We start from the raw sequence: 22,197 nt of genomic DNA on the forward strand, positions 1-22,197 counted from the left end.
GCCCCTGATGACCCTCAAAGCGTCAAAGCTGGCCATGGTGCCATTTGTCAGCGTCGATAACATGATGCGCCTGGTGCATCATGTCGGTATCGAGCCGTTCATGGCCGATCTGGCCGCCGCCATCGAAGCCGATTTCGCCCGTTGGGATCTGTTCGACAAGACCCCGCGTCTTGGCAGCCATTCGGATGTTGGCGTGATCGAACTGATGCCCACATCGGACGGCATCCAATACGGGTTCAAATACGTCAACGGCCACCCAAAGAACATGAAGGAAGGCCTGCAGACCGTCACCGCCTTTGGGGTTCTGGCCGATGTGGATAGTGGCTATCCGATCCTGTTTTCGGAGATGACCGTTCTGACCGCTTTGCGGACGGCTGCGATGTCTGCCGTGGCAACCCGGCATCTGGCCCGCAAGGACGCGCGGACCATGGCCATGATCGGCAATGGGGCGCAATCCGAATTCCAATGTCTTGCGCAGAAGGCCGTGAACGGGATTGATCAGATACGCCTTTACGATATTGACCCAGCGGCCACCGATAAATGCGCCGCAAATCTTGCAGGTCTTGGGTTTGAGCTGGTGAAATGCACCACTCCGGAAGACGCGATTGAGGGTGCGGATGTCATCACAACCGCAACCGCGGACAAGGATATGCAGACGATCCTGACCGACAACATGGTTGGTGCGGGCGTGCATATCAACGCGATTGGGGGCGATTGTCCCGGCAAGACCGAGCTACATCGCGATATCGTCGCGCGGTCAGCTGTGTTTACCGAATATACGCCGCAAACCCGGATCGAAGGCGAAATCCAGCAAATGGCGCCCGATCATCCGGTGACGGAGTTGTGGCAGGTGATCAATGGCGCCGCACAGGGGCGCAAGACAGCCGCTGACATCACCCTGTTCGACGGGGTCGGCTTTGCGATCGAGGATTTCAGCGCCCTGCGCTATGTCCATGAGAAAATTCAGGACACGCCGTTCTACATTGATCTGGACTTGATCGCTGACCCGGACGATCCACGCGACCTGTTCGGCATGCTGAAACGGGCCGGCTGACGCGGCAACAGGTATGCACGACGCGGCCACGCAACATGGCGGGGGCCGTCAGTGGTAGTGGAATTCGCCGGTCACATGGCGCCATTCGCCCGGGCTGATCATCTTGCGATGAACAAAGCGGACAGAATGCAGCGGGCCATCCAGCTTTTCCTGCCAAAAGCCGATGAAATTCAGTAGTTTATCGTGATCTGGCGCCAGATCGTAATCCTGCCAGACAAAGGTATTCAAAACATGCGGATGGTCGGGCATATGGTAGAACATTTCCGCCGTGGTCAGCCCGTATCCTTTCATCATTAACTCGGTCTCTGAACGCATTGCTGCTCCTTTCGTTGACGTTTCTATGGTGAAAGGATTGCAAACAGGTAAACTTTGTCAACAAAAACAGTGTGTTATCAATCTACTTCGTTGGCTGCCAGCACCAAGCGGTTTGGCCCATTGCACCCTATATCAAGTGTCTGCTACATTGTACGCAACGAAATATAGCAGTGCTAGACACGACAGGCGAACCAGTTGAACGACACCCCAGAAACACCTGAAAACGATGACGAAATTCCGCCAGCGCGCCCAGCGTATGACGGGCCTGCAGTCACCATCGAGCATGAGCTGAAGACCAGCTATCTCGACTACGCCATGAGCGTCATCGTCAGCCGTGCCATTCCGGATCTGCGCGACGGTTTGAAACCCGTGCATCGGCGCATCATCTATTCGATGTACGAAAAAGGGATTACGGCCGACAAATCATACCGCAAATCCGCAAAATCCGTCGGCGACGTGATGGGGTCGTATCACCCGCATGGCGACAGCGCGATTTATGATGCATTGGTGCGTATGGCGCAGGATTTCTCGATGTCGCTGCCATTGATCGACGGTCAGGGCAATTTCGGCTCGATGGATGGGGATGGCGCGGCTGCGATGCGCTATACCGAAAGCCGGCTGGCCAAGGTCGCGCAATTCATGACCGATGACCTGCCAAAGGACACCGTTGATTTCATTGACAATTACGACGGCAAGGAAAAGGAACCCTCGGTTCTTCCTGCCCGTTTTCCGAATATGCTGGTCAATGGTGCAGGCGGTATTGCGGTCGGGATGGCCACCAATATTCCGCCCCATAACCTTGGCGAAGTGATTGATGCGACACTGGCCCTGATTGATGAACCCGACCTGTCGTCAGAGCAGTTGATCGACTATATCCCTGCCCCCGACTTTCCCACCGGCGGTATCATTCTGGGCCGGTCCGGCGCGCGCAAGGCCTATCTGGAAGGCCGCGGATCGGTTGTGGTCCGTGCCCGCACCCATGTCGAGGAATTGCGCAAAGACCGCTATGCCATTGTGATTGATGAAATCCCCTATCAGGTGAACAAAGCGGTCATGATCGACCGCGTGGCCGAGGCGGCCCGCGACAAGCGGATTGAAGGGATTGCGCATGTGCAGGACGAATCCGACCGCAATGGCGTGCGTGTCGTGATCGAGCTGAAACGGGACGCAACCGCCGAGGTGGTGCTGAACCAGCTATTCCGTTTCACCCCCATGCAAACGCATTTCGGCTGCAACATGCTGGCCCTGAACGGTGGCAAGCCCGAGCAACTGACGCTGCGCGCTTTCCTGACATCCTTCGTGGACTTCCGCGAAGAGGTTGTGGCCCGCCGCACCGCGTTTGAGCTGCGCAAGGCCCGCGAGCGGGCGCATATCCTTTGCGGTCTGGCCGTGGCGGTGACCAATATTGACGAGGTTGTCGCAACGATCCGGGCTTCTGCCGATGCCGCAACGGCCCGCGAAAAGCTGATGACCCGACGCTGGCCTGCTGCCAGCATTCTGGAATACATCGCGCTGATCGACGATCCGACCCATACGGCCAATGATGATGGCACCTATAACCTGTCCGAAACCCAGGCACGCGCCATTCTGGAACTGCGCCTGCAACGACTGACCCAGATCGGGGTGCAGGAAGTAACGGACGAGTTGCAGGAACTGGCGAAGAAAATCCGCGAATATCTCGAAATCCTTGGCTCGCGGGATCGGATCATGCAGATCATCCGCGATGAACTGACCGAAGTCCGCGACCTGTTCGCGGTTCCGCGCCGCACAGAGGTGGTCGAATGGGCCGCCGACATGGATGATGAGGACCTGATCGAGCGTGAAGACATGGTCGTCACCGTCACATCGGGCGGCTATATCAAGCGTACGGCCCTGACCGATTTCCGCGCCCAACGACGCGGCGGCAAGGGGCTGTCCTCAATGGCGACCAAGGAAGAGGATGTCGTCACAACCCTGTTCGTGGCCAATACCCATACCCAATTGCTGTTCTTCACAACCGACGGGATGGTCTACAAGCTTAAGACCTGGCGCCTGCCGCTTGGCAGCCGTACGGCCAAGGGCAAGGCCATTGTGAACATTCTGCCAATTCCGCAAGGTGTGTCGATTGCAGCGATCATGCCCGTCGACCGGCCCGAAGATGAATGGGACGATCTGCAGGTTGTCTTTGCCACATCTGCTGGAACTGTGCGCCGTAACAAGCTGTCAGACTTCACAAATGTCATGCGCAACGGCAAGATCGCAATGAAGTTCGAGGACGAGCATGCCGAGACGACGCTGATCAATGCACGTATCGCGTCGAATGATGACGATGTCATGCTGGTCACTGATTCCGGCCGGGCCATCCGTTTTCCGGCGACCGATGTGCGGGTCTTCAACTCCCGCTCCTCGGTTGGGGTCCGGGGCATCAAGCTGCAGGGTGATGATAAGGTCGTCTCCATGTCGATCATCCGCCACTTCAAGGCCGAGGCGGACGAACGCGCCGCCTATCTGAAAATGCGGCGCGCGATGGCGGGCCTGACAGACGACGCCGAAAACGAGGATGAAGAGGCCGCACCCGGCCAGATCAGCCCAGACCGCTATGCCGAGATGTCGGCGGTTGAAAACCTGATCCTGACGATCACGGCAAAAGGGTCCGGTAAGCTGTCATCAAGCCACGATTATCCGGTGCGCGGGCGCGGTGGCATGGGCGTGGCCGCCATGGACAAGGCAATGCGCGGTGGCCCATTGGTCACCTCGTTCCCTGTCGAGATGTCGGATCAGATCATGCTGGTCACATCGACCGGCCAATCCATCCGTGTACCAATTGAGGGCATTTCCTTCCGGTCGCGTGGTGCGGGCGGGGTCAAGGTATTTGACACAGGCAAGGGCGAAACCGTTGTCAGCGTCGCCTGGATCGCTGATCAGGGCGAAGACGACGCGCCGGATGATGGCGAAAGCTAAGCTATTGGTCAGGCAGATGTGATCTGCCTGAACACCTTTTGAAACAGGATGCGACGGCATTTCTGCCACAGTCCAAACTCGCAAGAAATCTGTTGATTGGATTCAATAATTTCGAGGCGTATGACCACAGCATTCACACTCTTAACGATAGGTATTTCCGTGTCCTACAACAAATTTGTCGCAGCGGCAGTCTGCGCGCTCGTATCATCAGCGGCCACTGCACAAGGCATCACCGGCGGTGAGCTTGGCTTTGGCTATTCCACATTCCTTGACGACGATATCGACACATCGCTTTACACGTTCAACGGCGGCGTCGAAATCGGCTTTAGCCCGGAATTCTCCCTCGGGCTCAGCGGTGCGTCTTACTCTGCAGCAAGCGGGGACGAAGATAACATCACTGACACCAACATCACCGTGCACGGTATCTTCAATCTGAACGATGCGACAGCCTTGGGTGTTTTTGTCGGGCGTGACTTCCTGGCGGAAGAGGAAATCGACCCCGATGATCCAACAGCCGAAATTGCAGAGGCCACCACATATGTTGGTGCCGAGGCGCGGACCTCATTTGCTGGCGGCAGCGTAGAGGGGTATCTGGGTTTCCTCGATTCTGACATCGACGGCGATGACGACGTCACCCAAACAATTTTCGGTGTCGAGGCCGCCTACGAAGCAGCCCCAAGCTTTGATGTATTGCTGGGCATCGATTCCTATCGCGTGAGCGATGACGATGAATCGATCACCGTCACAGCGGTCTCTATCGGCGGTGCCTATAAGATTGCCGGCGGCCCATCCATTTATGGTGAATTCGGGAATGTCAGCATTTCAGGATCCGATGGCGATGTGGACGTCAGCTTTGGCGATGAAAGCTTTGTGGGTCTTGGTGTGACATACACATTCGGGCCAGCCGGCACCGACGGTGCCTTCGGATCGCGCAGCCGGAACGACGCGATCGGTTTCTGATACCACCCGCTGGTATTTCGACACACAGGGGTTCGGGCATAACTGCCCGAACCCCTTTTCATTTGCGGCCCTTCGCACTAGGTCAGCGGCATGACACAGATCCTCAATATCATCGGCGGCGGCATGGCCGGGTCAGAGGCCGCTTGGCAAGCTGCAAATGCGGGCCTGCAGGTCATCATGCACGAGATGCGCCCAAAGGTGGAAACCTTTGCCCACCGCACCGGCCATCTGGGCGAGATGGTCTGCTCGAACTCTTTCCGGTCTGACGATCATGAACAAAATGCGGTCGGCCTGTTGCATTGGGAAATGCTGCAAGCAGACGGGCTGATCATGAAAACGGCCTACAAACATCGCCTGCCCGCGGGCGGGGCGCTTGCCGTTGATCGCGATCCTTTTGCGCAAAGCGTGACTGCCGCCCTCACCGCCCATCCCAATATCCGTATCGTTTACGACGAGGTCACGACCCTGCCGGATGACGGGCATTGGATTATCGCCACAGGCCCCCTGACATCCGGCGCGCTGGCTGATGCGATCAAAGCGGAAACCGGGGCCGAGGCTTTGGCCTTTTTCGACGCCATCGCGCCCATCGTCTATCATGACAGTATTGATATGGACGTCGCATGGATGCAGTCGCGCTATGACAAGGGCGCGACAGAGGCCGAGCGCACCGCATACCTGAACTGTCCGATGACCAAGGACCAGTACGAGGCCTTTATCGACGCATTGCTTGCCGCCGATAAGACCGCATTCAAGGAAGGTGAAACCGCAGGCTATTTCGACGGCTGCCTGCCGATTGAGGTGATGGCCGAACGTGGGCGCGAAACCTTGCGCTTTGGCCCGATGAAGCCCGTCGGACTGACCAACGCCCACCAGCCCGATCAAAAACCCTACGCCGTGGTGCAACTGCGGCGCGACAACGCGCTGGGGACCCTCTTCAACATTGTCGGCTTCCAGACCAAGATGAAATACGCCGCACAGAAGTCTGTTTTTAAAATGATTCCTGGGCTTCAGGATGCCGAATTTGCCCGCCTTGGCGGCATTCACCGCAATACATTTCTGAATGCGCCAACCTTGTTGGATGATCAAATGCGTCTGCGCAGCCGCCCGAATATCCGGTTTGCAGGGCAGATCACCGGGGTCGAAGGCTATGTCGAAAGTGCCGCAATGGGCCTGCTTGCCGGGCGCATGGCGGTTGCCGAATTGACCGGCCGCGCCCTACCACCGGTGCCAAATACAACCGCGATGGGTGCGCTTGTCACGCATATCACTGGCGGTGCCGATGCTAAGACCTTTCAGCCCATGAATGTGAATTTCGGGCTATTCCCGCCGTTGGAAGGCGTCAAATCCGGGCGGCGCGGACGCAAGGAACGCTACAAGGCCTATACGGACCGGGCAAAGATCGACTGGTCAGCATGGCTTGAACAAATGTTACTGGACGCTGCCTGACCGGCGCCCCTAGGCTGGCAGCATGGCAGAGAAAAAAGACGTTATTCACCCCTCCCTGTGGACGCCGCGGCCCGTTGACGAGACGATTGCCGTCTACAAGGACTGGGCCAAAAGTTATGACGCGGACATCCACGCGCGCGGCTACCGTACGCCCGCCCGACTGGCCGCAGCTTTCCGGGACTACGTCGATCCGGGGCAGACAGTGCTGGATTTCGGATGCGGTACCGGGATTGGCGGTGCGGCATTACGCACCGTTGGATTTGAAACACTCCACGGCACCGATGTCACGGCGGCAATGCTGGAAAAAGGCGCCAAATCAGGAATTTACGAAAAGATCTGGTTGTCAGAGCCCGGCAAGCTGGATGTGCAGCCCGGCGCCTATGGCGGGATCTTTGCCTGCGGTGTGATCAGTCTTGCGGCAGCGCCTGCAAGCACGCTTGCGCTTGTCGTATCCGCCCTGGGACCGGGCGGCATTCTCGGCTTATCCTACAATGACCCGACGCTGAAAGATCAAAGCTATCTCGACGCCCTGCAGCACGAGATTGATATGGACCGTGTCGCGCAAGTGTTCCGGGAACATGGGCCACATCTGGAGGATGTCGATATGGGGTCGGACGTCATTATTCTGCGGCGCCTGTGATTACCCGATTTGCGCCCTCGCCGACCGGTCCGCTGCATCTGGGGCACGCATATTCGGCCTTGCTGGCCCATGACATGGCCATGGCAGCTGGCGGCACATTTCTGCTGCGTATGGACGATATTGACCGGGTGCGGTCCAAACCGGCATTCGAAGCGCAGGCCATTGATGATCTGCGCTGGCTGGGTATCCGGTGGCCCACGCCCATCATGCAGCAATCCCGCTCGGGCGACCGATTTCGGGCGGCCCTGCAGGTATTAGAGGGCAAGGGCCTGCTCTACCCGTGCGCGTGCAGTCGATCCGACATCGCGGCAGCGGCGGATGCCCCGCAAGAGGGGGTGCCGACACATGGACCGGACGGGCAAATCTATCCGGGGACCTGCCGACACCGGTCCATGGCCGATTTTCAAGAGGGCGACGCCATTCGCATGGATCTGCGCCAGGCAATTGCGGCGGCAGGCACGCTACCCTTCTTCACCGAAACAGGGGCCGCGTTCGCTGGCGACCATCAACTCGACGCCGATGATCTGCTGGGCACCATCGGTGATGTGGTTGTGGCCCGCAAGGGGATGGCGGCGGCCTATCATCTCTGCGTGGTGGTGGATGATACGGCACAACAGATCAGCCACGTGATCCGGGGCGAGGACCTGTTTGACGCCACACGGATACATGTGCTGCTTGCGCATTTGTTGAACATGCCCACTCCGGTTTACCACCACCATCAACTGGTCCGCGATGATACTGGCAAGCGGTTGGCCAAACGCGACGATGCGCGCGCGATTGCCAAATACCGGGCCGATGGCCTGGCGCCAGCCGATATCAGGGCGATGGTGGGTCTTCGGGCAGTTTGACGATCTCAACCTCTTCGTCATTGCGCACAGCGGTATAGAAACAGGTCCGCCGGCCGGTGTGACAGGCAGGCCCCTGCTGCTGGACCTCGATCAGCAGGCAATCGCGATCACAATCAACCTTGAAATCCACAAGGGCCTGGGTGTTGCCGCTGGTCGCACCCTTCACCCAGAATTCCTGCCGGGACCGGGACCAATAGGTGACCTGCCCTGTCTCTAGCGTCTGCCTGACACTTTCGGCATTCATCCAGGCCATCATCAGCACTTCACCGGAATTGGCATCCTGCGCGATAGCGGGGATGAGCCCGGCGTGATCATATGTCAGCGAGGTGGGATCAAATGGCATGGGCAAACCTTTGCAAGCGGCAGTTTCAAGACTATCTATGGGGCAGAAACGCAAAGGGCAAATCGCATGTCGGCTGAAACAGATATGATCAAACTTTATTCCGGTCGGATTCTGGCATTGGCGGCGGATATGCCCCGGACAACCCGGCTGCCAAACCCGACCGCAACCGCCAAGAAACGTTCGCCGCTCTGCGGCTCGACCGTGACAGTGGATGTGCAGGTGCAGGACGGCGTGATCACGGATTACGCGCAGGATGTGAAAGCCTGCGCATTGGGACAGGCTGCAGCGGCGATTGTGGGCAATGCGATTGTGGGCCTGCGTCAGACACAGGTGCAAACCGGGCGCGACCAGCTATTGGATATGCTCAAGAATGACGGCCCGCCCCCCGGCGCACCCTTCGCCGATCTTGAGGTTCTGGCGCCTGCGAAAGACTACAAGAACCGGCATGCCTCTATTCTTTTGGCATTTGACGCAACGCTTGAAGCGCTGGAAACCTATCAGGCCACGGCTTAGGGGTAGGACCCTAGATCCAAAAAGAAAACCGCCGCGCATCCGGGACAAGGATGGCGGCGGCAGTTTATGGCGCAACATCGTCCGGCCCTAAAGTTCATATGGGGGAGGCAAAACCCCTGACATGAAACAGACAGGCAGGTCATCAGGCATTGCATCTTGGGATAGGGCAATGTGACGGACCGGACGACGCCCTAGCGCCGAGGCAAATCAGATCAGCCCGGGCAAGGACAATCCGACAAACAACATCACAATCAAGGCCACCACCCCAAGCGCATCAACAAAAAGCGTATCGCGAGAGCGGACGAATGCTGATTTGATCTCCTGGGTCATGTGATGTTCCTCCAATGTTCTGTTGCTACTTTGTTCTCACACCATTAACCTTGTGTAAAGAACTTTTTAAGAACATTTGCGAACATTTTGCGATGTGCACGGTTAACCCACTGAAATCAAACGGATTGCCTTGTCCTGTTCCATCAACCAAAGCAAGGTACGGGCCGCCTGCCCCCGCGCGCCCTGCAGGGCAGGATCATCGTGCAAAAGCTTGCGCGCATCCGATTGGGCCAGCGCCATAAGTCCCGCCTGCCGTTCCAGATCGGCGATCCGAAACCGGGGCAAACCGGATTGCACGGTCCCGATCACATCGCCTGCGCCCCGCATGGCAAGGTCTTCTTCCGAGATCCGAAACCCGTCTTCGGTCTGGCGTAGAATTTCGAGACGTCGGCGGCCTGTCTCGCCCAGCGGCGCCTGATACATCAGCAGGCAGGTCGAGGCCGCGGCACCACGGCCCACCCTGCCCCGCAACTGGTGCAACTGGGCCAGACCGAAACTTTCGGCGCGCTCGATCACCATGATGGATGCGTTGGGCACGTTCACCCCAACTTCGATCACCGTTGTGGCAACAAGTATCTTTGTCTCGCCTGACACAAAACGGGCCATTGCCGCGTCTTTTTCCGCCGGTGGCATCTGCCCGTGAACAAGGCCAACCACGCCCTCGCCCATTGTGGCACGCAGACGTTTGTACCGTTCCTCGGCCGCGGTCATATCGCTCAGCTCGCTTTCTTCGACCAGCGGGCAGACCCAATAGGCCTGCCGCCCCTCGGCAACCGCGCCGCGCAGTTTTTCGACGACCTCATCCATGCGCCCCGTCGATACCAACGCGGTCTGTACGGGGGTTCGGCCGGGGGGCTTTTCATCCAGAACAGACACATCCATGTCGCCATATTGGGCCAGCGCCAGTGATCGCGGGATCGGGGTTGCTGTCATAACCAGAACATCCGTGGCAGCCCCCTTGGCCCCCAGTTGCATCCGCTGTGCGACACCAAAGCGGTGCTGTTCATCAATAATCGCCAGCCGCAGATCTGCGAAAACCACATCATCCTGAAAAACAGCATGCGTGCCGACCAGAATGTGGATATCGCCCGCGGCCAGTGCGGCCAGCTTTGCCTTCCGGTCACCCCCTTTGTCGCGACCGGTCAGAATATCCAGGCGGATGCCCGCACTGTCCGCGAGAGGCTGCAAACCTTCCAGATGCTGGCGGGCCAGAATTTCCGTTGGGGCCATCATGACGCCCTGCCCGCCTGCCTCGACCACGCAGAGCAATGCCATGAATGCCACAAGTGTTTTGCCGGACCCAACATCGCCTTGCAGCAATCGGTTCATACGGTGGTCAGCGGCCAGATCTGCGCTGATTTCGGCGATGGCACGGGTTTGCGCGGCGGTCGGACGGTATGGCAAGGCGGCCAATACGCTGTCCTGCAATGCGCCGGTGCCCACCGAAGACCGGCCTTTGCTGCGGCGCGCGGCGGCCCGGGCCAGTGCCAGTGTCAGTTGATGGGCCAACAATTCGTCATAGCCCAGCCGCTGGCGGGCCGGATCATCCGGCGACAGGGCCGCATTTGATTGTGGCATGTGGGCAGATGTCAGCGCCGCATGCCAATCGGGCCAGCCTTCGCGGGTCTTCAGGCCGGGATCAATCCATTCCGGTAAATCGGCAGCCAGCGTCAATGCAGACCGGGTGGCCTTCCACATCAGTTTCTGTGAGATACCGGCATGCAGCGGATAGACCGGTTCAAATGCGGGGATCTGATCGCCGTCGGCGACCTGCAGAACGTGATCGGGATGGACCATCTGCGCGATGCCGTCGAATAGTTCTACCTTGCCCGACACCAGACGGCGCTGCCCGGTCGGCAACAGGCGCTGCAGATAATCGCCCTTGGCGTGAAAGAACACCAGTTGAAAGGTCATCTGCGCGTCCGTCACCTGAACGCGATAGGGTCTGCCGCGCGATTTGGGGGGCTCGTGGCGGCCGACCAGAACCTCGACCGTGGCGATATCGGGCGCCTGCACATCGCGGACACTGTCACGCCTTTGACGGTCAGTCACCGCATGTGGCAATGTCATCAGGATATCGCGGGGCTTCGAAATGCCCGCCTGATCAAGGGTTTGTGCCGTTTTCGGGCCGATCCCATCCAGCCCGGTCAATGCGCCGAAAAGCGGAAACAGAACTTCCGGTCGGCCTGTCATGCCGCCCCGATCAGGGCAAGCCAGGTATCCTCGTCCATGATCTCAACCCCCAGATCGGCGGCTTTTGTCGCCTTTGATCCCGCGCCCGGGCCGGCGACCAGAATATCCGTCTTGGCGCTGACCGACCCGGACACTTTCGCGCCCAATGCCTCGGCGCTGGCCTTGGCCTCGGCCCGGGTCATACGTTCCAGCGTGCCGGTAAAAACAACCGTCTTTCCGGCCACGGGGCTGTCGGTTGCGCGCTGTTCGGCGTCCTGGACATCCAGTTCGGCCAAAAGCTGATCAATCGAGGCACGCTCACCGGGTTGCTGCATCGCGGTCAACAGCGAGGTGGCCATCACAGTTCCCACGCCGTCAATCCCGGTCAGGTCATCCCATTCGGGGCCTTCGCCAATGATCGCTGCACGCATGGCCGTATCAAATGCATCCCACGATCCGTAATGATTGGCCAAAAGTGCGCCGACAGATTCCCCCACATGCCGGATCCCAAGCCCGAAGATCAGCCGCGCCAGCGGAATCTTTCGTTTTTCGTCAATCGCATCAAAGAGATTATTGGCACTCTTTTCGCCCCACCCCTCGCGGTTCTGCAATTGTTGCAGCCCAGAACCATAGCGCCCGCGAAGTGTGAAAATATCCGCCGGCGTTTTGATCCAGCCATCGGCGTAGAATTGTTCGACCTGCTTGGCCCCAAGACCTTCAATATCAAAGGCCGCGCGCGAGACGAAATGTTTGAGCTTTTCAACGGCCTGCGCAGGGCAGATCAGGCCGCCAGTGCAGCGATGAACGGCGTCGCCCGCCTCTCTGACCGCGTCTGATCCGCATTCAGGGCAGGTCGTCGGGAAAACATAAGGTGTTGCATCGGGTGGTCTGCGGCCAAGATCGACATCTTTGATCTTGGGGATGACGTCACCTGCCCTATAGACCTGCACCCAATCACCGACCCGAATATCCCGGCCATCGCGGATCAGTTCCCCATCGCCCCCGCGCCCCGCGATATAGTCCTGATTGTGCAATGTCGCGTTGGACACGACGACCCCGCCCACAGTCACCGGCTGCAGCCGGGCCACGGGGGAAAGCGCACCTGTGCGGCCCACCTGAATGTCAATCGCCTCAAGCGTGGTCCATGCAAGCTCGGCCGGGAATTTATGCGCGATGGCCCAACGCGGCGTGGTCGACCGAAAACCAAGCCTGCGTTGCAATGCAAGATCGTCAACCTTGTAGACAACCCCATCAATATCATAGCCCAAACTCGCCCGCTGGGCTTCGATCTTGTGGTAATGTGCCAATAGCTGCGCGGTCCCGTCGCAGCGTGCGGTGAGCGGGTTCGTTGCAAACCCCATCTGCGCAAAGCGTGCAATGGCGCCTGACTGCGTGTCCGCGAGCGCATCCGACACCGCCCCCCACGCATATGCGAAAAAGCGTAACGGGCGTTTGCTGGTGATCGTGGCATCAAGCTGGCGCAAGGATCCTGCCGCGGCATTGCGTGGATTGGCAAAGGTTTTTTCGCCAGCATCACTCTGGCGCTTGTTCAGGGCCGCGAAATCCTCGTGGCTCATATAGACCTCGCCGCGGACTTCCAGAATATCCGGGGCGCCATTGATTTGATGGGGTATGTCACTGATCGTGCGCGCATTGGCTGTCACGTTTTCACCCACGCTGCCATCACCGCGGGTGGCAGCCTGGACCAACGCCCCGTTCTCGTAGCGCAGCGACAATGACAGCCCGTCAATCTTCGGCTCGGCTGTGTAGTGCAGCGCTGTATCATCGGCAAAGCCCAGATAGCGGCGGATGCGCGTATCAAAATCGGCAACGTCATTATCACTAAAGGCATTGCCCAGCGACAACATGCGGACCTGATGCTGCACCTTGCCGAATCCTTCAGCGACCTCCGCACCGACCTTTTCGGTCGGCGTGTCGGCCCGTTTCAGATCGGGGAACGCGGTCTCAATCGCCAGATTGCGTTGCTTCAGACGATCATAGTCAGCATCAGAGATGTCCGGCGCATCATCACGATGATAGGCTGTATTTGCAGCACCCAGCGTTTCAGCCAGCCAGGCGAGCTCTTTTGTGGCTTGGTCTTTCGTCAACGCATCAGGGGCAATCTGACCCGTAAGTGGATGCCCGATATCTGTCTCGCGATCCAATTCGCCCCCCGTCAACAACCATCACTCACAGGTGAGTCAGGTCTGTTTTAGGCAGGCGGATACCTATCGTCCAGAGCAGAAAGATCGGAAATCCGTGCGTGGTTTGATCGGTCGCCGCTTATGCGCCGATGGCAATTTTCTCGGATGCAACTACGGGTTCAGGATCACGGAGAACATATCCACGGCCCCAGACAGTTTCGATATAATTGTCGCCGTCCGTTGCCTCGCTCAACTTCTTTCGCAACTTGCAGATGAACACATCAATGATTTTCAGTTCCGGTTCATCCATCCCGCCATAGAGGTGGTTGAGGAACATTTCCTTGGTCAATGTGGTTCCCTTGCGCAAGCTGAGCAGCTCGAGCATCTGATATTCCTTGCCCGTCAGATGCACCGTGCTGCCACCCACATCGACGGTTTTTGCATCAAGATTTACGGCAATCTGCCCGGTCTTGATGATTGACTGTGCATGCCCTTTGGACCTGCGGATAATGGCATGGATACGCGCCACGAGTTCTTCGCGGTGGAAGGGCTTGGTCAGATAGTCATCTGCGCCAAATCCGAAGCCTTTTAGCTTGCTTTCGGTCCCATCATCCCCTGAGAGGATCAATATCGGCGTATCAATGCGGCTGAGACGCAGCTGGCGCAGCACCTCGTGACCGTTCATATCAGGCAGATTGAGGTCGAGCAAAATCAGATCGTAGTCGTACAGTTTCGCAAGATCGATCCCCTCTTCCCCAAGATCTGTCGCATAAACGTTCAGGTTTGCATGGGTCAGCATCAGTTCGATGCTTTTTGAAGTAGTAGGGTCGTCTTCAACCAGTAAGACACGCATCCGAGTTCTCCGCTCTCTTCTTCTGTGTCATCAACCTAGGCGAAAAAAGGTTAATCACTCGTTACTCGGACGAAATTATTGCATTTCTACCTAGGGTTGTCGATACCTCTGTAGCATCGTTGTTTTCAACGCGGCTTCGCCATGGGTCAGAACAGCACTTTCCCATTGGCTGTATTCCTCATCAGACAGGGCATAGCGTTCCATCGCCTCATCCCGCTTGATCAGCCCTGCAGCCACCGCACGCACGACCGCCGCCTTGCGCGATGCAACCCACCGCCTGGTGTCTTTGCTTGGCAAATCCGCCCGGGTCATGATTGATCCGTCCGGCAAGGTCACTGATCGTGGTCCTTCAATTTTTCTTAAATACATCTCGCACCCCTTTGCGCTCACTCCGGCATTTGGTATGCGCGAAAGGGCTTAAAGAGTGGTAACACCCGCCCTTGAGAGTAGATCGCATTTTCCTATATTTCGTCTCGAACCCTCGCAGTCAGGCCGCCCGAATGTCCTTAGATACCCAGATGAACTCACTTGGTTTTGCAAAACCACCGGCGGAGACCCGGGTGGTTGTGGCCATGTCCGGTGGCGTCGACAGCTCTGTTGTGGCGGCAAAACTGGCCGAGGAAGGCTACGATGTGGTCGGGGTGACCCTGCAGCTTTACGACCATGGGGCAGCGCTTGCAAAAAAAGGGGCATGCTGTGCCGGGCGCGACATCCATGATGCGCGCCGGGTGGCCGAGGAAATGGGATTTCCGCACTACGTGCTGGACTATGAAAACAATTTCCGCGAGGCCGTGATCGACGAATTCGCCGACAGCTATCTGGGCGGCGCAACCCCGGTGCCGTGCATTCGCTGCAACGAGCGGGTGAAATTCAAGGACCTGCTGGAAACCGCCAAGGATCTGGACGCGGATTGCATGGCCACAGGCCACTATATCCAGCGCAAGATGGGGAACGCGGGTGCGGAACTGCACTCGGCAGCGGACCCGACCAAGGATCAAAGCTATTTTCTGTTCTCAACAACGCAGGCGCAACTGGACTACCTGCGCTTTCCACTGGGTCACCTGGCGTCCAAGGACGAAACCCGGGCGCTGGCGGCCAAATACGGGCTGGGTGTTGCGGACAAACCCGACAGTCAGGACATCTGCTTTGTACCCAATGGGGACTACGCGGCGGTGATCGAAAAACTCCGCCCCGGCTCTGCCATGCCCGGTGATATCGTGGATAGCGATGGCAATGTGCTGGGAACACATCGCGGGGTCATTCACTACACGATCGGGCAGCGACGGGGCTTGGGCATTGGCGGGCTGGCTGACCCGCTTTATGTAGTCAAGCTTGATGTGGCGGCCAAACAGGTTGTGGTCGGCCCGCGCGAGATGCTGGCGACACGGCGGGTTCCGGTGCGGGAGATTAACTGGCTGGGTGATGGTGGCTTTGCAGACCAAAAAGAACGTCAGATCGCGGTGCGGGTCCGGTCGACCCGCCCACCGACCGATGCCATCCTGCGCCCGATCTCGGACACAGAGGCCGAGGTAGAGCTTGTGGCCGCCGAACAAGGCGTGTCCCCCGGACAGGCCTGCGTGTTCTACGATCCGCAAAGCACACGGGTGCTGGGCGGGGGCTGGATCTGGCGTGGGGCCTAGCGGCAGGACCGCGTTTCCCGACGAGACCGCCCTTCGCGTGTCACGATGGTCGTGGTCGCCTGCCCTAGCCGGCGCTGGCTCCTCCGGCAAGAACCGTTAAAACCGTTGTAATATCCATTCGCCGTCGTTTCCTGATCGTGGTTCATTCGGCAATTCAGCCCAGACCAAATCAAAACCTCGCCAATTTGAACAAACTGTTCATCAAACATTCACGCATCTTCTTTACTTGGCCTCATTTCGGACATGGGACCGCACGATTTGCTTCCCAGATTGGCGCCCGCACAACATATTGAGGAGCAAACAAACCCCATGGCCCAGATGACCTTTGAGCTGACCGATCTGGTTGGCGTTATCGTTACCGTTACCGAACTCGAGGACGGTTCCCTGCAATTCGCGCTGAAAGTCGATGAAAGCCTGGGGACGATTGGTGATCTCAATGCGCTGTATTTCGACCTGGCGGATGAGACGCTGATTGATGGGCTAACAGTCACCGGCGTTGATGTCACGGGCGAGAAATTTGCCGAGGACAAGGTTACAAAAATCGACTCCTTCACCAATATAAATGGCGAAGTTGTCAATGAATACGGCAAGTTCGATGCCGGTATTCAACTGGGCACTTCCGGCATGGCCAAGGACGACATTCAAGAAACGACCTTCATTCTAAGTCACAATACCGAAGCCCTGACGCTGGACGACATCATGTCTCAGGATTTCGCTGTCCGGCTGACATCGGTTGGTGAGATCGACGGCGCGCGTGACGGCTCGCTTAAGATCGGCGGAACAGCATCGGACGCACCTGATGCGCCAGAAGACCCAGAGCAACCCGAAGACCCCGAAGGGCCAACCTCCGCCAATACAGCCAATAACGACGCCATGACTGTCTTCGAATTCGAAGGCTTCAGCACCGATGGCAGCACCGACCTTCTGGAGTCGGGCCTTCTTTCCATCCTCGAGAACGACACCACAACCGATGGGACCGATACGTTCATCTACAACGGTGATGTGACAGGTGTGAATGGCGATACAAATGCAGTTGCCCAGATTGTTGAGGGCAGCAATGGGGGGCAGCTGATTGTGTACGCCGACGGAACAGTCGATTTCTCGGCCAATGGCGAATTCAACGCACTGGCGGAGTTTGAATCAGCGCAAACCAGCTTTGACTACGAAATCGAAGGTGGCAGCACCGCGACAATCGACGTCACCGTGCTGGGCATTTCGCTTGGCGGGATTGGCGATGACATCTTGATCTAAGCTGCGGCAGAACAAGAACTATCCTCTGACCAGGTCAATCAAATTGCGGCGGGCATGCTTTCGGGCGGTGCCCGCCGCATTTCGTGACCGTTTCCAAAAATGGTGTTTTGTGGTCTAATCACCCCATTGGCCAAAGGAGAGAAACGTTGCGTATTCTTGATCCGCTTGCCCCTGACGAGGAACGCCAAGCCCTTGCAGTCCTGTCGCAGTTTGATGGCACACTTGTCGAAGGGACGCTGGCACCAGACACTTGGCAGGATGCGGCGGTCATCCGGCGCATGGGCCACGACATCTTTGAAAACCGCCTTGCTGAGCTGACGGAAAGCCTGCCGGATCGGATTGCCCATGCCGACCACCCGGATAATCCACGCGACCGGACCTCTAGCGCGGCTTTTCATCGGCCCCCTTCGATGGGTGGCCCGGAATTCGATACATTCCTTGCGCAAGTGATCCGCCCGGTTTTCCTGCGCAACCACCCTCTGGCCGAGCAGATGCAGCTTGCCCGGCAAATCATCACGCTGCATGATCAAAGCAGGGTGGGATATCGCGACGATATCCTTGGGCCCCAATTCGCCGAAATTGCCGCGACCGGGCTGGCATCAGGGCGCAACCGGCAGGCAAGCAGACGGCTGGTTGTCCCGACAGAATCGCTGCGGCTGATTGTGCATCTTGGCAATCAAACCGCACCTTCCTCACCCCATCCGGGCTTGTGGATCGTCAGTTACATCAGGCTTAACGGGACGTCGCGCAGCGATCATTTTCGTGGTCTGGGGCTGGACCTGTTGCGATTTGGCGGGCATCGCATTCACATGCAAAACCCTGAAACCGCCTTTCAGGGCGTCGTGGCACTGATACGCGCGCTGCCCGCTGGCCGCTACCAACTTGGCCTGCCACGGGTTCCAGAAAGCCGGGAAATTCCGCATACGCCGCCATTGGGCGACGAATACGACCATACGGCAACCTATCTTCGCGATGGGACGCCCGCGGCCCCGGCAGAGCGCACCCAGGACCGTCGGCAATTTCCGCAATTCTATGACGAAAACGGGCAGCTACGGCCTGAATATGCAGGCGGTCGGGCTGGCTATAGATGGCAGGGGGCGAACCCGTTTCTTGATCGCCGACTGCGCGAGGGCCATTCGCCCGGCGGCATCCGGCAGGATCTGAACGTCTTTGAAAATCCGGCATACAGGCGCCGCTTTGAGGCCGCTGTCGTCGAGGCAGGAACAACCGGCGCTGTTATCGAGGATCTGTTCCCGGACAAGCCGAACCACCTGCATATCTCGATCCGGCAATAGACGCCCTGCCTGCTATTCCAGACAAACGCCCAAGTTCCGGCGGGCGTTACCAACAAACGGTCGCCGCGGGGCATACTCAATCTTCGAACAGTTCCGTCTGATCGTCATCCTCGTCGTCGCTGTCGTCCTTCTCGCCCAATGCGGCGGCCCCGGGCGGCGGACGGTTTTCAAGCAGACCTGCAGAGCGCAATTCCTTGAGCCCCGGCAGATCGCGGGCATTCTCCAGCCCGAAATGATCTAGAAACCCTTGCGTGACGACAAATGTCACCGGCCGGCCGGGTGTCATCTTGCGCCGGCCAAAACGGATCCACTCCATCTCGATCAACTGATCAACGGTCCCGCGACTGACACTGACACCGCGGATTTCCTCAATCTCGGCACGGGTGACGGGTTGATGATAGGCCACAATCGCCAGGGTCTCGATCGCCGCACGCGACAGTTTGCGGGTCTCAACCGTTTCTTTCTGCATCAGAAAGCCAAGATCAGGGGCCGTCCGGATCGCCCAGGCATCGCCCACCTTGACGATATTCACGCCGCGCCCCTCGTAGCGTTTGCGCAGATGTGCAATCGCCTCGGCCGGGTCGCAGCCATGCGGCATGCGCCCGATCAGTTCGTTCACGCTGACCGGGTCGGCCGTCGCAAAGAGGATGGCCTCGACCATGCGTTCCTGTTCGCCCATGGGCGGCGCCTCGAACAGGCTGTCATTCTGGGGCGTGGTCGTGTCACTGCTCATCACGAGGGGCCTTTTTGCGAATTTGGATCGGGGCAAATGTGTCACCCTGCTTGATCTCGATCTTGCCTTCCTTGGCAAGTTCCAATGAGGCGGCAAAGGTGGCCGCCGTTGTCGAGCGTCGGCGTTGCGGGTCCGCATCCCAGCCATCGGGCAGATAGCTGGAAATATCCGTCCAGTCGCCCGCAAAGCCGATCAGATGGCGCATGCGTTCCAACGCCTGTTCCATGGTCATCACATGCTGACGATCCATCACAAAGGGGCGGAAATCATCCCGGGTGCGGATGCGCGCATAGCCTTGCATCAAATCCAGCAGGGTCGCGGTATATGTCACGCGCCGGACACGCTGCACATCCTCGGTAATGCCGCGTGCAAAGAAATCCCGGCCCAGTTGATCCCGCGCCATCAGCTTGGCCGCGGCATTGCGCATTGCCTCGAGCCGTTCCAGCTGAAACGCCAGATGTGCTGCAAGTTCTTCGCCCGACGGCCCCTCTTCGCTGGGATCAGGTGGCAACAGCAGTCTTGATTTCAGGAATGCAAGCCAGGCCGCCATGACAAGGTAATCGGCCGCCAGTTCCAGCCGCAATTGTTTGGCCTTTTCGACGAAGGCCAGATATTGCTCGGCCAGCGCGAGGATGGAAATCTGGCGCAGATCAACCTTTTGGGTCCGCGACAACGTCAGCAGCAGATCAAGCGGCCCTTCAAACGCGCCGACATCCACAATCAATGCCTCGGCGGCGACACGCTCGCTGACACTGATCGTGTCTTCCTGAAACTCTTCGCCCTGCATCGGTCCTCACGCTAAAAGCGCTTCAAACTCCGCTTCCAGCGCTGTGATGTCAATGTGTTGCGGGGGCATTCGCTGTGCAAGCGCACGATTTGCGCGGGTCATGGCCAATTCGGTCATGTTGCCCGCAGCCTGGGCCACCTCCTGCATCTCGGTGGCGTCGCCGTTGCAGTGCAAAATGATGTCACATCCGGCGTTGATGGCGGCTGTGGCCCGTGTGGCCAGGCTGCCTGACAAGGCTTCCATCGACAGATCATCCGTCATGATCAGCCCGTCAAACCCGATCTCGTTCCGGATCACCTGCATCATCGCGGGCGAGGTTGTAGCCGGCGCATCCGGATCAATATCCGAGAAGACGATATGAGCCGTCATGCCCATTGCGATATCGCCAAGGGCCTTGAACGGTGCAAAGTCGCGCGCGATCAGATCAGCCTTGGGCAGATGAACTGCAGGCAAGGCCTTGTGCCCGTCAACGGCAGCCCGTCCATAGCCCGGGATATGTTTGAGAACCGGAAGCACGCCACCATCGAGATGCGCGTCGGCACAGATGCGTGCGGCTTTCACGACCGTGTCGACCGTGTCGCCATAAAGCCTGTTTTTCAGTACCGGATGGGTCTGGTCCTCGACCAGATCGGCCAGCGGGGCGCAGTTGACGTCAATGCCCACATCATGCAGCTCGGCCGCGATCAGACGGTTTCTGATCCATTGGGCGCGCATCGGATCACGTGCGCGGTGCATCTGGTCAAGTGCCGGCAAGTATTCCCGCCAATGGGGGCTGCGCATGCGCTGCACACGCCCGCCTTCCTGATCAATCAGGATCGGGGCCTCGCGCCCAACCGCATCACGTAACGCACCGGTGAGCGCGCGCAACTGATCAGGGGTATCGACATTGCGCGCAAACAGGATGAAACCCAACGGCTGGGTTTCGCGAAAAAACCCTTTTTCCCAATCGGTTATGATCGGTCCTTCAGGTCCGAAAATCGTGGCGTTCTGCGACACCTAGTTGACCACAACGGCGATGCAACCTGCCCCTTCGGCCTCGAGTGCGGCGCAAAAGCGTTTGGCTTCGGCCCGGTCTGCAAATCCGCTGGCGCGCAACCTGTACCAGGTGCCATTGCTTTGGGTGCTGACCTGGATAACGCGGGCATGATCCCCCATCAGCTGGCCAAAGCGGGATTGCAGCCGGGTCCATTCGTCATTCGCCAGTTCCGGTGTCCGAAATGCACCCAACTGGACAAGACTGGTGCCGGGTGCGAACGCTTCGGTGCTGATGGCCATTTCCTGTGCTGCAGGTGCAGGCGTTGGGGCGGCTTCAGCGACCGCTGCTGCAACGGGCGTCGGGCGGAGACTGGCCGGACGCGGCGCGGGACGCAAAGATACTGCAACACCGGGAACAGAGGCCGGGATCAGATCAGCGACAGGCGCGGCAGGCGTCAGGACCGGTTCCACCCCGTCGGCAATCTGATCGGCAAGCGCCAGAACCTGATCCGTGGTCAAGGGGGCTGTATCTGCGGCAATATCGGTATCTGTGGCCATCGCAGGCGCAATCGTTGCGGTTTCGGTCGGAACAACCTCGTCGGCTTCGGCGGTTGGTTGCGCCTCAAGGTCTTCAACGGTCAGGCCTGGGGTTGCGGGCGCCAGAACAAGCCTGTCTTCCGGGCCGCCGGCTTCGCCGACAGCGGCGACCTCATTGACGGCCAGACCGGTATGCGCGGCCACCGATCCACCCGGATTGTCAGGAAGAACACGCATGTCGCCTTCCATGGCGCGCACAACGGGAATACCGCTGACATCGCGCATGATCAGCTTGTAACCCCAAAAGCCAACGCCCGCGATCAGGGCCAGCGACAAGGCGGCCCCTGCATAATTCAAATAAATACCGCTGCGCGATTCATCCGAGGATGGGGCGAACCCCTCTTCATAAACTGCCATTTTC

21 protein-coding genes are annotated in these 22,197 nt (G+C 58.6%); 10 read left to right on the top strand and 11 right to left on the bottom strand.

Going from position 1 to position 22,197, the window contains the following annotated elements; all coding sequences use genetic code 11:
• Nucleotides 1–7: 7 nt before the first annotated feature.
• The gene (locus tag AABB31_RS05145) at nucleotides 8–1,054 is read left to right on the top strand and encodes an ornithine cyclodeaminase (protein ID WP_342075525.1); all 1,047 of its coding nucleotides are present in this window, start codon (nucleotides 8–10) and stop codon (nucleotides 1,052–1,054) included.
• A 48-nt stretch (nucleotides 1,055–1,102) separates the two neighbouring features.
• Here AABB31_RS05145 and AABB31_RS05150 read toward each other — a convergent pair whose 3' ends face one another.
• Nucleotides 1,103–1,369 carry an usg protein gene (locus tag AABB31_RS05150; protein WP_342075524.1) on the bottom strand — a complete coding sequence of 89 codons (267 nt, stop codon included), beginning with the start codon at nucleotides 1,367–1,369 and terminating at the stop codon, nucleotides 1,103–1,105.
• 195 nt (nucleotides 1,370–1,564) lie between these two features.
• On the opposite strand from AABB31_RS05150, the gene gyrA reads away from it, so the two are divergent.
• The 5 genes from gyrA to gluQRS all read left to right on the top strand — a co-directional run bounded on the left by gyrA (nucleotide 1,565) and on the right by gluQRS (nucleotide 8,203).
• A complete protein-coding gene (gyrA, locus tag AABB31_RS05155; protein ID WP_373635494.1) occupies nucleotides 1,565–4,309 on the top strand; it encodes a DNA gyrase subunit A in 2,745 nt (914 codons plus the stop codon).
• A 159-nt stretch (nucleotides 4,310–4,468) separates the two neighbouring features.
• Complete coding sequence (locus AABB31_RS05160; RefSeq protein ID WP_342075523.1) at nucleotides 4,469–5,269, top strand: outer membrane beta-barrel protein; 801 nt, start codon at nucleotides 4,469–4,471, stop codon at nucleotides 5,267–5,269.
• A gap of 90 nt (nucleotides 5,270–5,359) precedes the next feature.
• A complete protein-coding gene (trmFO, locus tag AABB31_RS05165; RefSeq protein ID WP_342075522.1) occupies nucleotides 5,360–6,715 on the top strand; it encodes a methylenetetrahydrofolate--tRNA-(uracil(54)-C(5))-methyltransferase (FADH(2)-oxidizing) TrmFO in 1,356 nt (451 codons plus the stop codon).
• Nucleotides 6,716–6,737: 22 nt separating this feature from the next.
• Entirely contained in the window at nucleotides 6,738–7,355 is a 618-nt protein-coding gene (locus AABB31_RS05170) for a class I SAM-dependent methyltransferase (protein ID WP_373635495.1), read from the top strand.
• On the top strand, nucleotides 7,352–8,203 hold the full coding sequence (gluQRS, locus tag AABB31_RS05175) for a tRNA glutamyl-Q(34) synthetase GluQRS (protein WP_342075521.1): 852 nt from the start codon (nucleotides 7,352–7,354) through the stop codon (nucleotides 8,201–8,203). Before AABB31_RS05170 ends, gluQRS begins: the two co-directional genes overlap by 4 nt.
• Here gluQRS and hisI read toward each other — a convergent pair.
• Nucleotides 8,172–8,546 carry a phosphoribosyl-AMP cyclohydrolase gene (hisI, locus tag AABB31_RS05180; RefSeq protein ID WP_342075520.1) on the bottom strand — a complete coding sequence of 125 codons (375 nt, stop codon included), beginning with the start codon at nucleotides 8,544–8,546 and terminating at the stop codon, nucleotides 8,172–8,174. The genes gluQRS and hisI overlap by 32 nt on opposite strands.
• 66 nt (nucleotides 8,547–8,612) lie before the next feature.
• Between hisI and AABB31_RS05185 the strand changes: the two genes are divergently transcribed.
• Entirely contained in the window at nucleotides 8,613–9,059 is a 447-nt protein-coding gene (locus tag AABB31_RS05185; RefSeq protein ID WP_373635496.1) for an iron-sulfur cluster assembly scaffold protein, read from the top strand.
• A 207-nt stretch (nucleotides 9,060–9,266) separates the two neighbouring features.
• Here the strand turns inward: AABB31_RS05185 and AABB31_RS05190 are convergent, their stop codons facing one another.
• From AABB31_RS05190 to AABB31_RS05210, 5 genes are all read right to left on the bottom strand, one after another.
• Nucleotides 9,267–9,389, bottom strand: coding sequence for a hypothetical protein (locus tag AABB31_RS05190; RefSeq protein ID WP_342075519.1), 123 nt, complete (start codon nucleotides 9,387–9,389; stop codon nucleotides 9,267–9,269).
• 102 nt (nucleotides 9,390–9,491) lie between these two features.
• Entirely contained in the window at nucleotides 9,492–11,582 is a 2,091-nt protein-coding gene (gene recG, locus AABB31_RS05195; RefSeq protein WP_373635497.1) for an ATP-dependent DNA helicase RecG, read from the bottom strand.
• Complete coding sequence (gene ligA, locus AABB31_RS05200) at nucleotides 11,579–13,684, bottom strand: NAD-dependent DNA ligase LigA (protein WP_373635785.1); 2,106 nt, start codon at nucleotides 13,682–13,684, stop codon at nucleotides 11,579–11,581. The genes recG and ligA overlap by 4 nt, the downstream gene beginning before the upstream one ends.
• Before the next feature lie 160 nt (nucleotides 13,685–13,844).
• On the bottom strand, nucleotides 13,845–14,558 hold the full coding sequence (gene ctrA / locus AABB31_RS05205; RefSeq protein WP_342075518.1) for a response regulator transcription factor CtrA: 714 nt from the start codon (nucleotides 14,556–14,558) through the stop codon (nucleotides 13,845–13,847).
• A 90-nt stretch (nucleotides 14,559–14,648) separates the two neighbouring features.
• Entirely contained in the window at nucleotides 14,649–14,927 is a 279-nt protein-coding gene (locus AABB31_RS05210) for a DUF1153 domain-containing protein (protein ID WP_342075517.1), read from the bottom strand.
• A gap of 131 nt (nucleotides 14,928–15,058) precedes the next feature.
• On the opposite strand from AABB31_RS05210, the gene mnmA reads away from it, so the two are divergent.
• The 3 genes from mnmA to AABB31_RS05225 all read left to right on the top strand — a co-directional run bounded on the left by mnmA (nucleotide 15,059) and on the right by AABB31_RS05225 (nucleotide 18,744).
• Complete coding sequence (gene mnmA, locus AABB31_RS05215; protein ID WP_342075516.1) at nucleotides 15,059–16,198, top strand: tRNA 2-thiouridine(34) synthase MnmA; 1,140 nt, start codon at nucleotides 15,059–15,061, stop codon at nucleotides 16,196–16,198.
• Between the two features lie 309 nt (nucleotides 16,199–16,507).
• Nucleotides 16,508–17,449 carry a hypothetical protein gene (locus AABB31_RS05220; RefSeq protein WP_342075515.1) on the top strand — a complete coding sequence of 314 codons (942 nt, stop codon included), beginning with the start codon at nucleotides 16,508–16,510 and terminating at the stop codon, nucleotides 17,447–17,449.
• Nucleotides 17,450–17,595: 146 nt separating this feature from the next.
• Nucleotides 17,596–18,744 (top strand): hypothetical protein, encoded by a 1,149-nt coding sequence (locus tag AABB31_RS05225; RefSeq protein ID WP_342075514.1) that lies wholly within the window; start codon nucleotides 17,596–17,598, stop codon nucleotides 18,742–18,744.
• A 76-nt stretch (nucleotides 18,745–18,820) separates the two neighbouring features.
• Here the strand turns inward: AABB31_RS05225 and scpB are convergent, their stop codons facing one another.
• The 4 genes from scpB to AABB31_RS05245 are packed head-to-tail and all read right to left on the bottom strand — an operon-like array spanning nucleotide 18,821 to nucleotide 22,193.
• Nucleotides 18,821–19,477, bottom strand: coding sequence for an SMC-Scp complex subunit ScpB (gene scpB, locus AABB31_RS05230; RefSeq protein ID WP_342075513.1), 657 nt, complete (start codon nucleotides 19,475–19,477; stop codon nucleotides 18,821–18,823).
• A complete protein-coding gene (locus tag AABB31_RS05235; protein WP_342075512.1) occupies nucleotides 19,467–20,264 on the bottom strand; it encodes a ScpA family protein in 798 nt (265 codons plus the stop codon). Before AABB31_RS05235 ends, scpB begins: the two co-directional genes overlap by 11 nt.
• Before the next feature lie 6 nt (nucleotides 20,265–20,270).
• Nucleotides 20,271–21,260 carry a glycoside hydrolase family 3 N-terminal domain-containing protein gene (locus AABB31_RS05240; protein WP_373635498.1) on the bottom strand — a complete coding sequence of 330 codons (990 nt, stop codon included), beginning with the start codon at nucleotides 21,258–21,260 and terminating at the stop codon, nucleotides 20,271–20,273.
• Complete coding sequence (locus AABB31_RS05245; protein WP_342075510.1) at nucleotides 21,261–22,193, bottom strand: SPOR domain-containing protein; 933 nt, start codon at nucleotides 22,191–22,193, stop codon at nucleotides 21,261–21,263.
• Nucleotides 22,194–22,197: the final 4 nt, after the last annotated feature.

The sequence above is a fragment of the Yoonia sp. SS1-5 genome, from assembly GCF_038443705.2.
Lineage (GTDB): Bacteria > Pseudomonadota > Alphaproteobacteria > Rhodobacterales > Rhodobacteraceae > Yoonia > Yoonia rhodophyticola.